Origin of the sequence: Pseudomonas sp. BS-2016, assembly GCF_001806145.1 — a bacterium.
Lineage (GTDB): Bacteria > Pseudomonadota > Gammaproteobacteria > Pseudomonadales > Pseudomonadaceae > Aquipseudomonas > Aquipseudomonas lundensis.
Genome location: NZ_MLCT01000015.1, coordinates 30,351 through 43,191, shown reverse-complemented (window position 1 = coordinate 43,191; position 12,841 = coordinate 30,351). Strand labels below are relative to the sequence as shown.

General features: G+C 59.8%; 11 protein-coding genes. 5 read left to right on the top strand and 6 right to left on the bottom strand.

The features are described from left to right. Positions 1-34 precede the first annotated feature (34 nt). The 4 genes from BKD70_RS05655 to BKD70_RS05640 all read right to left on the bottom strand — a co-directional run bounded on the left by BKD70_RS05655 (position 35) and on the right by BKD70_RS05640 (position 5,275). Positions 35-1,381 carry an imelysin family protein gene (locus tag BKD70_RS05655; protein ID WP_047274202.1) on the bottom strand — a complete coding sequence of 449 codons (1,347 nt, stop codon included), beginning with the start codon at positions 1,379-1,381 and terminating at the stop codon, positions 35-37. Positions 1,382-1,542: 161 nt separating this feature from the next. Further along, complete coding sequence (locus BKD70_RS05650; protein ID WP_047274204.1) at positions 1,543-3,594, bottom strand: bifunctional diguanylate cyclase/phosphodiesterase; 2,052 nt, start codon at positions 3,592-3,594, stop codon at positions 1,543-1,545. A gap of 264 nt (positions 3,595-3,858) precedes the next feature. Further along, a complete protein-coding gene (locus BKD70_RS05645) occupies positions 3,859-4,455 on the bottom strand; it encodes a superoxide dismutase (RefSeq protein ID WP_047274206.1) in 597 nt (198 codons plus the stop codon). A gap of 217 nt (positions 4,456-4,672) precedes the next feature. Continuing rightward, positions 4,673-5,275: a LysE/ArgO family amino acid transporter gene (locus BKD70_RS05640; protein WP_047274208.1), complete on the bottom strand. Its 603-nt coding sequence runs from the start codon at positions 5,273-5,275 to the stop codon at positions 4,673-4,675. 110 nt (positions 5,276-5,385) lie between these two features. Here BKD70_RS05640 and BKD70_RS05635 point away from each other — a divergent pair, with 110 nt between their 5' ends. From BKD70_RS05635 to BKD70_RS05625, 3 genes are all read left to right on the top strand, one after another. Further along, the gene (locus BKD70_RS05635; protein WP_047274210.1) at positions 5,386-6,279 is read left to right on the top strand and encodes a LysR family transcriptional regulator ArgP; all 894 of its coding nucleotides are present in this window, start codon (positions 5,386-5,388) and stop codon (positions 6,277-6,279) included. Between the two features lie 51 nt (positions 6,280-6,330). Beyond that, positions 6,331-7,329 carry an NAD(P)-dependent oxidoreductase gene (locus tag BKD70_RS05630; RefSeq protein ID WP_047274212.1) on the top strand — a complete coding sequence of 333 codons (999 nt, stop codon included), beginning with the start codon at positions 6,331-6,333 and terminating at the stop codon, positions 7,327-7,329. A gap of 110 nt (positions 7,330-7,439) precedes the next feature. Further along, positions 7,440-8,291, top strand: a complete 852-nt coding sequence (locus BKD70_RS05625) for a hypothetical protein (RefSeq protein WP_047274214.1) — start codon at positions 7,440-7,442, stop codon at positions 8,289-8,291. Between the two features lie 17 nt (positions 8,292-8,308). On the opposite strand, the gene BKD70_RS05620 is transcribed toward BKD70_RS05625, so the two are convergent. Together BKD70_RS05620 and BKD70_RS05615 are read right to left on the bottom strand one after the other, a co-directional pair. Further along, a complete protein-coding gene (locus BKD70_RS05620) occupies positions 8,309-9,826 on the bottom strand; it encodes an MDR family MFS transporter (protein WP_047274216.1) in 1,518 nt (505 codons plus the stop codon). Positions 9,827-10,256: 430 nt separating this feature from the next. After that, positions 10,257-11,162 carry a LysR family transcriptional regulator gene (locus BKD70_RS05615; protein WP_047274217.1) on the bottom strand — a complete coding sequence of 302 codons (906 nt, stop codon included), beginning with the start codon at positions 11,160-11,162 and terminating at the stop codon, positions 10,257-10,259. Between the two features lie 114 nt (positions 11,163-11,276). Between BKD70_RS05615 and BKD70_RS05610 the strand changes: the two genes are divergently transcribed. Both BKD70_RS05610 and BKD70_RS05605 read left to right on the top strand, forming a co-directional pair. Beyond that, positions 11,277-12,161 carry an MBL fold metallo-hydrolase gene (locus BKD70_RS05610; RefSeq protein ID WP_047274220.1) on the top strand — a complete coding sequence of 295 codons (885 nt, stop codon included), beginning with the start codon at positions 11,277-11,279 and terminating at the stop codon, positions 12,159-12,161. A 43-nt stretch (positions 12,162-12,204) separates the two neighbouring features. Continuing rightward, on the top strand, positions 12,205-12,819 hold the full coding sequence (locus BKD70_RS05605; RefSeq protein WP_047274221.1) for an NAD(P)-dependent oxidoreductase: 615 nt from the start codon (positions 12,205-12,207) through the stop codon (positions 12,817-12,819). The last annotated feature ends 22 nt before the right edge of the window (positions 12,820-12,841 follow it).

Genomic DNA, 12,841 nt, shown 5'->3' with positions numbered 1-12,841 from the left:
GGTCGCCTTTTGTCATGCGCGCAGACGCAGCGAATCAGAAATCGTGATCGGCGTTGTCCGGGTTCAGGTCGCTGATGCCCAGCTTGCCGGCGGCCTGCTCGATGGCGCCGGTCTGCTTGACCAGTGCGGCGATGGCATCACGCACCACCTGATTGCCCGATTCGTTACCGGCGGCGATCAGTTGGTCGTAGTGCTCGCCCTTGGCAGCGCGATCCACCATGACCTGAATCTTGGCTTCGGTGTCGGCCAGGTCGGATTTCAGCGTTGCGTCAGCCGCCGGGTCAACCACCACCACCAGCGAGGACAGGCTAGGGCCGGTCATCTTGGTGCCGTCGGCACGCAGGTACTCACCCAGGTAGACGTTACGGATGCCTTTGGCGTCGTAGAAGTGCGAGTAGTGGGTGTTGTCGCTGAAGCAGTCTTGCTCGTCTTCAGGGGAGTTGGCTTCCAGCGACACTTTCATGCGCTCGCCCGCCAGTTCGCCCAACGACAGGCTGCCCATGCCGAACAGCATTTTGCGCAGACCGTTCTGTACCGGCTCGGCTTCCAGCGAGGCGCGGTAGTTGTCCGGCACGTTGGGCGCCCAGTTGCCGACCATTTCGTCCAGGTCGTTGACCAGCAGTTGGGTCACGGCTTTGAGGTACGCGCGACGACGGTCGTTGTGGCCGCCGGTGGCGCCTTGGCCTTCCAGGTAGTCAGAGGCGGGACGGTTGCCCGCGCCAGGGCCGGTGCCGTTCAGGTCCTGGCCCCACAGCAGGAATTCAATGGCGTGGTAGCCGGTGGCTACGTTGGCTTCCGAGCCGCCCAGTTCATTCAGGCTGGCCAGGACTTCAGGGGTGATTTCGGTGACGTCGACTTTGTCTTCGCCCACCTGGATCTGGGTATTGGCGATGATGTTGGCGTTGGCGCCCGGGTTGCCCAGTGCGTGAGCGTAGCTGGCGTCAACGTAGTCGATCAGGCCTTCGTCCAGTGGCCAGGCGTTCACCTGACCTTCCCAGTCGTCAATGATGGTGTTGCCGAAGCGGAATACTTCGCTCTGCAGGTACGGCACACGCGCTTCAACCCACGCGGCCTTGGCGGCTTTCAGGGTGTCGTCATTGGGGTTGGCGAGGAAGGCATCGATGGCGGTTTGCAGTTTTTTCGCGGTGCTTTGCGCGTCGCTGTACACGGCGTGAACCATGTCGGCGTAATGAGCTACCACGGCTTTGGCGGCGGCTTCGTCGATTTTCACCGCGCTGATGTCAGCCGCCGGTGTTGCCTGAGTCGTTGCGGCGGCAGGGGCTGGAGCTGCTGTGTTTTTTTCTTGGTCTTTGTCGCCACAACCGGCGAGTGAAATAGCAATGGCCAGCAAACTGGCGGAGGCCAGAGGCAAACGAATCATGGCGAACATCCTGCTTCGAGAGGTGGGACACGTGTGCGAGTGCACAAAACAATGGCGACATGATGCGAAAGATTTGCATTTTGTGTAAAGGGTTAGCGTTGTAAATATTTCCTATTTACGTCTCTCTCACCCGGATACACCGCAAACCTTGAAACACGGATTTACATAATGACGGCATTGTTGCGCTGGCCCTGCTTCAGAAAAACGCTCAACTCGCGCGCTGGCAACGGTTTGCTGTACAGGTAACCCTGGCCTTCGTGGCAGCCCTCGTTGATGACATACGTTTCCTGCTCAAGGGTTTCGACACCTTCGGCAATCACCTGCATGCCCAGGCTTCTGCCGAGCTGAATGATGGCCCGCACGATGGTGGCATCGTCGTCGTCATCGATCAGGTCTTGCACAAAGCTCTTATCGATCTTGATCTTGTCCAGCGGCAGGCTCTTGAGGTAGCTGAGCGATGAATACCCGGTACCGAAGTCATCAATGGCGATCAGGGCACCGGAGCGGCGCAGACTGAGCAGGTGTTGCGCGGCCGTGCTGATGTCTTCCATCAGGCCGGTTTCAGTGACTTCCAGTTCAAGGCTGCGGGGGGGCAAACGGTAGATTTGCAGCAGGTTGTTGACCATTCGCGGCAAGTCCGCGTGGTGCAATTGCACGGTCGACAGATTGACCGCCATGCGCAGTTCGGTGAAACCCTGATCGTGCCATTCGCGCAATTGGCGGCAGGACTGATCCAGTACCCATTCCCCGATAGCAATAATGCTGCCGTTTTGCTCGGCCAGCGGGATAAACAAATCAGGCGGCACCATGCCGTGAACGGGGTGCTGCCAACGCAAGAGCGCCTCGACCCCCACCACCTCATGGTCGCTGTAGCGGATTTGCGGCTGGTACACCATGTACAACTGATTGCTCAGCAGGGCGTCGCGCAAGTCTTTTTCCAGCTCGCGCCGACGGCGCATCTCGGTGTCGACACTGGCGATGTAGAACTGATAACGGCTGCGCGAGCGTGACTTGGCCAGGGTCATGGTCTGTTCCGCTTTTTGCAGCAGTTTTTCGCTGGAGTCACCGTCTTCCGGGAACAGGGTAATGCCGACGGTGGCCCTCAGCCGGATGGATTGTTCGGCCAGCAGGAACGGGGTTTCAAGGTCGTCGAGAATGCTCTGCGCCAGCTCCGCGACCTGATAGGGCTGATCGATATCGGCCTGCACCAGTGCAAACTGATCACCCCCCAGGCGCGCAAGGGCCCCCAGCCGACCGCTGTGCGAGCGCAGGCGGTCAGCCACGGCCATCAGCAGTTGGTCGCCGGTTTGATAACCGTGCTGTTCGTTGATGCTTTTGAAATCGTCCAGCCCCACGCACAACACCCCCACCCGGCGCTGCAAGCGACCGGCATCGAACAGGATCTTGGCGAGCTGGGTTTGCAGTTGCTGGCGATTGGGCAACCCGGTCAGAAAGTCGTACTGGGCCATGCGCAGCAGAGTGTTTTCAGCCTCATGGCGCAGGTGGGTATTGCGCTCGATGGAGGTCAGTAACTGGTTGGCCGTGTTGATCCAGATGCCCAGCTCGTTTTTCTCGTGGCCCCTGAGCAAAGGCAGCAAATGCTGGCTGGGGCGGTCCGGGTTGATGGTGCTCAGGTGCTCGATCATGCGTGACAGGGGCTTGGTCAGCAGCCAGTGATAGATCAGGTACAGCACCAGCCCCATCAATAAGGCGCGCAAGACGCCGGAGATGAAAATAATCCCCGAATTGATCAAAAAACCGTCGCCATAGTTGGCGGTATCAAGGGTGATGGTCAGGTCGCCGTAGTACTCGCTATAAGGCCCGCGACCCACCAGCGGGGTGACGAATGTCCGTTCCTTGTCCAGAAACACATCCGTCAGCCAGCGACTGGTGGCTTCACGCAAAGGCCTGGATTTTTCAGCCAGCGTGGTTTCTTTGGGGTGGCCAATGGAGGCCTGGCGCACCGCATCGTCCTGAAACAGGCCTTCGATGACCTGCATCGCCATCTCTCGGTCCAGGCTGTAGACGGCCTGAGTGGAGGGGTCGCGAAACATGTCGAGAATACGTTCGGCGTCGTTGTTGATCGACTGCCGGGTCTTGTAGGCGTCGAACACAATCTGCGCGCAGCTCAACACCACCCCGACGATCAGTGCCGACAGCAGCACGATCCGGAGCAACTTGACTGACAAGCTGTTTTTGAGTTCCAGCTTCAAAGAGCGCTTCCTTGTTTCTGGCGGATGATATCAAGTAGCCATGACTGTGGGTAATCCCTCGCGGACACTCTTCGCCTTTAAAACTTTAATACGGTAACGCTGTGCACACTGTGTCGGTCTGGCCTGTGCTGAACTTGAGCACCAAGCGAAGAAAATTTCTGTGGTGTGAGTCTAGCTCGCGTGAGCTTCGGGGCCAGCGACGTCGCAACTTTCGCGTGGCCAAAAAAAACCCGGCAATGCCGGGTTTTTTGTCTGGCGCCGTACTTAAGCGGTGAAGGTTTTGCCTTCGAACTGCTCAGCCACGAATGTCCAGTTAACGAGGTTCCAGAACGCTTCAACATACTTTGGACGTACGTTGCGGTAGTCGATGTAGTAAGCGTGTTCCCAAACGTCGCAGGTCAGCAGCGGGGTGTCGCCGCTGGTCAGCGGGTTGCCGGCGCCGATGGTGCTGGCCAGGGCCAGGGAACCGTCTGCTTTTTTCACCAGCCAGCCCCAGCCGGAACCGAAGGTGCCGATGGAGGTTTTGCTGAATTCTTCTTTGAACTTGTCGAACGAGCCGAACGAAGCGTTAATCGCGTCAGCCAGTGCGCCGGTTGGCTGGCCGCCACCGTTTGGCGTCATGCAGTTCCAGTAGAACGTGTGGTTCCACACTTGAGCTGCGTTGTTGAAGATGCCGCCCGAAGAGGTCTTGACGATCTCTTCCAGGGTTTTACCTTCGAATTCTGTACCTGGTACCAGGTTGTTCAGGTTCACGACGTAGGTGTTGTGGTGCTTGTCGTGGTGATATTCCAGGGTTTCTTTGGAGATGTGCGGCTGCAGGGCATCGTGTGCGTACGGCAGTGGCGGCAATTCGAAAGCCATGGTGATTCTCCTAATCAGGTCAGTTGCGATGAGCGCAAGGCCGATCACGGGCGGCCAAACACGCGCCGATGAGTTTTTACTCTTGGCGGCGCAGGGGCAGGATCATAGCACCGGGGTGGCGGCTTAACCACGCAACAACTGTGTGGAATAGAGGTTCCAGCGCGATTGATGGAAAAAGTCGATGCGTTTCGTCTGGCAAGTATTTCCCGGTCTTTCATCACCCGGCGACGATCAATTGCACCGCCACGGTGTACATCATCACCGCCACCAGCAAATCGAGCAGGCGCCAGGTGCCGGGACGTGCGAGCCACGGCGCCAGCCATGCAGCGCCGAGGGCCAGGGTGAAGAACCACAGCAGCGAAGCGCTGGCGGCCCCGATCACATAAGCGCCCGGCACACTTTGTTGCGCGCCCAGCGAACCGATCAGCAGCACGGTATCGAGGTAGACGTGGGGGTTGAGCAGCGTAACCGCCAGTGCGCTGAGCATCACGGCTTTTAGCGAACGGGCGGTCTGGCCTGCCGATTGTTCAAGGCTTGAGGCGGCGAACGCACGGCGCAAGGCCTGCGTGCCGTACCACAGCAAAAACACCGCGCCGCCCCAGCGGGCAACGCTGAGCAGCACCGGGTTCTGCGCCAGGATCGTGGCTAGCCCAAACACCCCGGCCGCTACCAGCAGGGCATCACAGACCACACAAAAGGCGGCCACCGGCAAGTGGTGTTCACGGCGCAGGCTTTGCGCCAGCACGAATGCATTTTGGGTGCCGATGGCCATAATCAGGCCGAACGCGACCAACAGACCGTTCAGGTAGCTTTGCCACATAAGAAGTACTCGTTGAACTACAGCGGGAGGAGAGGTGTGCTGCTGGCTATTCTCGGGGTGTTAGCGGTATAAGAAAAACCAATATTGCTGATCGCTCATTAGGAAAACTGATGTTCGACTATAAATTACTCTCCGCCCTGGCGGCCGTGGTGGAACAAGCGGGATTTGAGCGTGCGGCGCAGGTGCTCGGGCTGTCACAATCGGCGATTTCGCAACGCATTAAATTGCTGGAGGCGCGCATCGGCCAGCCTGTGCTGGTGCGTGCCACGCCGCCCAGCCCGACCGAGATCGGCCGCCGCCTGCTGAACCATGTGCAACAGGTGCGTTTGCTGGAGCGCGATCTGCAAAGCGCAGTGCCTGCACTGGACGACGAGGGGCTGCCGGAGCGTCTGCGCATCGCCTTGAATGCCGACAGCCTGGCGACGTGGTGGGCACCAGCCGTGGGGGATTTTTGTGCGGAGCACCATCTGCTGCTGGACTTGGTGGTAGAGGATCAGACCGTGGGCCTCAAACGCATGCGCGCCGGTGAAGTGGCCGCCTGTTTATGTGCCAGCGAACGGCCGGTGGCGGGGGCGCGCAGCGTGTTGCTGGGCGCCATGCGCTACCGGGCGCTGGCCAGCCCGGCATTCATTGCCCGGCACTTTGCCAGCGGTGTGAGCGCGGCGTTATTGCCCAAGGCCCCGGCGCTGGTGTTTGGCCCGGACGATTTCCTGCAACATCGCTACCTGGCTTCGCTGGGAGTGGACGGTGTTTTTGAACACCACTTGTGCCCGTCTTCCGAAGGTTTTATCCGCCTGACCGAAGCAGGGCTGGGTTGGGGACTGGTGCCTGAATTGCAGGTACGCGAGCAACTTGAAAACGCAACACTGGTGGAGCTTGTGCCAGATAAACCCATCGACGTGCCACTGTACTGGCATCATTGGCGTAACGGTGGACAACTGCTGGGGCAACTGACCGAGCATTTATCGCGGTCAGCGTCACGCTGGTTAGTGCCTTTGGCCTGACATCAGGCGTTTAAACAGCAGGCAGCACGCATAGAGTATTTGGAGCGATTGATGAAGATTCTGGTCACCGGCGCAAGCGGCTTCATTGGCGGACGCTTTGCGCGTTTTGCCCTGGAGCAGGGCTTTGACGTACGGGTCAGCGGGCGTCGTGCCGACGGTGTTGAACACCTTGTACGACGCGGGGCTGAGTTTATCCCGGGTGATTTGACCGATGGCTTGCTGGTGCGTGACCTGTGCGTCGATATCGACGCCGTGGTGCATTGCGCGGGCGCTGTCAGTGCCTGGGCGCGCGCGCAAGAGTTACAGCGCGACAATGTGCTGGTCACGGAAAACGTGGTCGAAGCCTGTTTGAAACAGCGGGTGCGCCGCTTGGTGCACCTGTCCTCGGGGTCGCTGTATTTTGACGGCCGTTCACACGTGGGCCTGACAGAAGAACAGGTGCCCAAGCGCTTTAGCCACACGTATGCCGCGACCAAACACCTGGCCGAGCAAAAAGTCTTTGGTGCGCAGGAGTTCGGACTGGAAGTGATTGCCCTGCGCGCGCGCATGGTCACCGGCGCTGGCGACATGAGCCTGTTCCCGCGTCTGCTGCAACAACAGCGTAAAGGGCGTCTGGCGATCATAGGCAACGGCCTGAACAAAGTTGACTTCACCAGCGTGCAAAACCTCAACGAAGCGTTGCTCAGTGGTTTGTTGGCCACCGGCTCGGCCTTGGGCAAGGCCTACAACATCAGTAACGGCACGCCGATACCCTTCTGGGACGTGGTCAATTACGTGATGCGGCAAATGAACGTGGCTCAGGTCACGCGTTATCGGGGCTACGCCTCGGCCTACAGCATGAGTGCGCTCAGTGAAGTCGCCTGTAAACTGTGGCCCGGCCAGCCCGAGCCAACGCGCACGCGCCTGCGCACCCAGGAAATGAACAAAGATTTCACCCTCGATATCAGCCGCGCCCGGCATTATCTGGACTACGACCCCAAAGTCTCGCTGTGGGCGGCGCTCGATGAATTCTGCGGCTGGTGGAAAGCCCAGGAATCGCCTTACCGTTAACCCCCGTAATACCGATGAGCCTGACGAAGGTTCAAGGACGATCAGGGCGCGAGTCCGAGGTTTATACTCGCGCCATTCAGCTTTCACTCAGGTTTTAAATAAGGTTTGCCATGCGTAACGATGCACGCGACGACTTCGATGATGTCCCGACCCTACGAGCCACGGTCGATGACCATGATGAACAGCCCCTGGGCGCAGCAGCCCGCGAGCGCACCACGGTGTATTCGCGCGCCACGCCTGTGATCAAGGTCAAAGCACCCACCACCGGCCCGTTATGGGCCCTGCTCGGCGCCGTGCTGTTGGCGTTTGCCGGGTTGGCGTGGTGGAGCTTCCAGCAACTGTCGATGATGGAACAGCAACTGGTGGCGACCCAGGAAAGTTTCGCCCGCATCAGCGAAGAAGCGGCAGGACGGTTGCAGGCTATTTCCGGCAAGGTGGTGGCCAGCGAGTCCACGATCAACAGCGGCAGCGAAGCCTTGAAGTTGCAGATCAAGCAACTGGAAGAAAAACTCCTTGAGCAACACCAGCAACAGCAAGGCGCGGTGGCCGGTCAGCAAGGTGAGCTGGACAAGCGCTTCGAGCAGATCAATGCGGCCATGGTGGCCCAGGTCTCGGCGCAGCAGGCGAGCAACACCCAGTTAAGTACTGAGGTGAAAGCGCTGGGCACAGAACTGGCGACCCTCAAAGCCAGCGTGGCCGAACAGGGCAAACTGGACGCGCAGCTCAAAAGTGTGAGCGCCGACGTGGCCACGCTGAAAAAGCAGGGCAATCCGGCCGCCGCCATCCAGCGTCTGGAGCAGGATTTACTGGTGCTTAAAAGTGAACTGGAAACCCGACCCGCAGCCGCCCCGGCCCAAGGCAGCACCGCGGAGTTTGACCTGTTCCGCGGGCAGGTGACGCGCAACATCAACACGTTGCAAAGTCAGATCCAGAACCTACAAAAACAGATCAGCGCCAAATAATCCAAAGGCTGGCGGTGCTACGTGGCCTTGTCTTCACGCCCGCGCAGCACCTGATTGGGCATCGCCAGCGCCGCGCCCAGCCCCAGCAACGAAAACGCGGCGCTGATGCTCAGCAGGTGGCGGAAGGTGATTTGCAGCTCGGCCCGCAGGTTATCCAGGGCCGGGCCTTGCACCGCGTTCAGGCCATCGAGCAGCACATTTCCCGAACTGCCTTCACCCAGCAACGGTCTCCCCATGGCCGGGGTGCTCAGCGAGTCGTGCAGTAACGCCAACAGCAGCGCCGACATCAAGGCCACGCCCACGGCGCCCCCCAGCGAACGAAACAGGTTGGTGGTGCTGGTGGCCACGCCGATATCGCGTTGCGCCACCGAATTTTGCGCGCCCACCAATGACGTGGGAAATTGCATGCCCGAAGCGATTCCGCTCAACAGCATGAACACCCCGCTCAAGAGTTCCGCGCCCGGCGGGCTGTAGGCCATGCCCAAAATGGCGAACGGCATCAGCGCGGCGCCGCCCAGAATCATCGGCTTGTAATACCCGGTCACCGAGGTCATGCGCCCGGCCACATACGCGCCGATGGGCAGGCCCATTGCCAGCGGCAACAAGTGCAGGGCCGCGCTGTCTGCCCCGGCACCGGTGATGCTTTGGTAACGCAATGGCATCAACACCACCAGCGAGATGGCCTGAAAGCTGGTGAAAAATACCGTGCACCAGCACAACACGGCATTGCGATTGGCAAATAAATGCATCGGCAGCAGCGGCTCGCGCGCCCGACGCTCGTGCCACACAAACAGCAGCAGGGCGAACACTCCCGCGCCCAGTAGCATCAGCACCTGATCGCTGCGCCAGCTGTGGCCCTGACCGATAAAGGTGATGCCCAGCAGCAGCGAGGTCAGACCGACGATCATCAAGACCGTGCCCAGGTAATCAATGATCGGCGTGCGCTGCGCAATCGGCAGGCCCACCAGCGTGCGACTGGCAATCCACCATGACACCAGCCCCAGCGGCAGGTTGATCCAAAACACCCAGCGCCACGACAGGTATTGCGTCATGAAACCGCCCAACACGGGCCCGGCGACACTGGCCAACGCGTACATGCCGCTGAAGTAGCCCTGATAACGGCCGCGTTCGCGCGGTGGCACGATGTCGCCGATGATCGCCTGGCTCACCGAGATCATGCCGCCAGCGCCAATGCCCTGAATGATCCGCGCCAGCACCAGTTGCTCCATGTTTTGCGCCACCCCGCAAAACAACGACGCCAGGGTGAACAGGCCCATGCCAAACAGCATCAGGCGGCGCCTGCCGTACAAATCACCGAGCTTGCCGTAAATCGGCACGGCCACGGTCATGGCCACCATGTAGCCGGAAATCACCCACGCCAGTTGGCTGACATCCTTGAACTGTGCCGAAATGGCAGGCATGGACACGGCAACGATGGTTTGATCCAGCGCACCCAGGAAAATGGCCAGCATCAAGGCCACGAGGATGCTGCGAATGGCGGGTTTGGACGGGGCGGATTGATTCAGGCTGGTCATCAGTACACCTGTAGGCGCAAAGGCACAGGCGCGATGGCCTGTGGCGGAATGCCGCCCAGTGTACTGGATAGCTCGCTAACGAACAGGCGCAAAAAAAGGCGCAGTCGTCACTCCATCAACGGCTGCACCGATTGTTTATCTCAACGCGCTGAATGCGGCATTCAACGAATTGCAATGCTCGCCCTGGCAACTGGCGGTAAATCGAGGGGAGAGGCGCGTTTGCTCGGCGCGGTAACACGCGCTGGCAAACAGTACAGCGGCAGCAAACACAACAAACGCGGTCATGCATCTGGTTTTTGTTTTCGTGGTCATGGCAGTCATCTCCTGATACCTAGACGTCACACTTTTGAGGCTAGTTCAGACCCTCGGACTTGCCACGCCAGTTGTACGACTGCCCCTGTAAGCCTTCATCCCTCAAATGGACTAGGCCTTACAAACCGTTGTCCCACGCAGGCTCCGGGGTGAAGCGTTGCGCCAGAAAGTCCAGCATGCTGCGCAACGCGGCGGGCATGTGTTTGCGCGAGGCGTAGACCGCATAAATATTCATGACCCGGGGTTCGGCGTCGGGCAACAAACGCACCAGGTCCCCGCGCTGCACATGCACCCCGGCCTGGTAGCTGGGCAGGAGAGAAACCCCCGCGCCAGACAGCGTGGCGCTGAGCAGCGTGCTGGCTTCGTTGGCGCTGATATTGCCCTGCACGGGCACCGACAGTTCTTCGCCATCACAGGTGAAATGCCACAGGCTTTTGCCGAAATAGGAGTGGGTCAGGCAGTTGTGCTGGCTCAAGTCATCCACCCGGCGGGGCGCCGGGTGCTCGCGCAGGTAAGCGGGCGAGGCACACAGCACCGAGCGACAAACGGTCAATTGGCGCGCAATCAGGCTGGGGTCGAGCTCCCGACTGGTGCGAATGGCGAGGTCAATGCGTTCATCCACCAGATTCACCGTGCGGTCGAGCATTTGCAGGTCAATGGTCACGCCGGGGTTGAGGCGCACATAGTCGGTCACGGCTGCTGCCAGTTGCGATTGCCCGAATGACGTACTGACGCTGATGCGCAGCAGGCCCCGTGGCGTATCCCCGGCCGCGCCCACGGCGGCCTGCATGTCCTCGGACAGCTCCAGCATCTGCCGACAGCGCGGCAGCGTTTCATTGCCGGCGGCAGTCAGGCTCAGTTTGCGCGTGGTGCGATGCAGCAGCCGCGCGCCCACCCACGCTTCAAGCTCGGCCAGGTAGCGCGACACCACCGGCCGCGACAGGTCCAGATGATCGGCCGCCGCTGACTGGCTGCCGAGGTCGACGACGGTGACGAATACCCGCATTGCATTAAGACGGTCCATGATCTGCCCGATTTCTGAAACAAACTATGTCGCAGCATCGCATTTTTTAACGCTGATCGGGCTACTAAGATGTGTTCATCGCCACTCACGGCCTTTTGATTCAGGACTCCGCCCATGACCGTATTTTCAACCTTGCGTCGTTTGTTCTTCGGTGCCGTTGCGCTGGGCTTTGCCGCACAGGCTGGCGCCGCGCCCGCGCCTCTCACGCTGGACGTGTACAACCCCGGCGCTGCGGCGATTTTTCCGGTGTCGTCGGTGCTGGTGAGCGGTGACAAGGACGCCATTCTGATCGATGCCCAATTCGGCAAAGCTCAGGCCCAACACGTGGTGGACAAAATCCGCGCCAGCGGCAAGCACCTGACCACCATCTACATCAGCCACGGCGATCCGGATTACTACTTCGGCCTGCAAACCCTGACCGAAGCGTTCCCGCACGCCCAGGTGCTGGCCTCCGCGCCCACGGTTGAGCACATCATCAAGACCAAGGACGCCAAGCTGGCGTTCTGGGGCCCGCAAATGGGCGTGGATGTCCCGAGCACACTGATTGTGCCGCACGTGCTCAAAGGCAACAGCTTGCAACTTGAAGGCCGCGATCTGGAAGTGATCGGGCTCAACGGCAAACAGCCGGACCGCAGTTTTGTGTGGATTCCTTCGCTCAAAGCCGTGGTGGGCGGGGTGGTCGTGGCCGATAACATTCACGTGTGGATGGCCGACACGCAAACGCCTCAGTCACACAAGCAATGGTTGTCTACGCTCAAGCGCATCGACAGCCTGCAACCCGAAGTGGTGGTGCCCGGGCATTACGTGGGTGAGAACGACCGCTCAGTCAGCGCGGTGCACTTTACCCGCGATTACATCAAGGCGTTCGATGAAGAAACCCTCAAGGCCAAGGACTCGGCTGAGCTGATTGACGCGATGAAAAAACGCTACCCGGATCTGGGCGAAGCGTCTTCGCTGGAACTGAGCGCCAAAGTGGCCAAAGGCGAAATGAAGTGGTGATTCAAACGTTAAGTGACATCAGTCCATTCAACAGGAGAGCCTCATGAGCAAGATTGCGATTATTGGTGCTACCGGACGTGCTGGTAGCCAACTGCTGGAAGAAGCCCTGCGCCGCGGTCATAGCGTGATCGCCATTGCGCGTCATGCCTCAAAAATCGGCCAGCGTGAGCACGTGGTCAACAAGGACGTGGACGTCCACGATGCCCAGGCACTGCAAGAGGCCGTGGCAGGCAGTGACGTGGTGTTGAGTGCCGCGCATTTCTCGACGTTGCCCGTGGAAGCCATTATCGAACCGGTGAAAAAAGCAGGAGTGAAACGCTTGCTGTTTGTCGGCGGCGCCGGTTCGTTATTGCTGCCCGATGGCACCAAAGTCATCGACAGCGAGGGGTTCCCGGACGAGTACAAACCAGAAGCTACAGCGGGTGGGCAGTACCTGGAGACATTGCGCAAAGAACAGGACCTGGACTGGACCTTCCTGTCGCCATCGGCCGAATTTGTCGAAGGCGAGCGCACCGGTAAATTCCGTCTGGGCAAGGACCACCTGCTGATCGGCGCCGACGGCAAAAGCTGGATCACCTTTGCTGACTTCGCCATCGCTCTGCTGGATGAAGTCGAGCACCCGGCGCATTCACGCCAGCGTTTTACCGTCGGCTACTGATCCTGAACCCTGATCAGGCCCC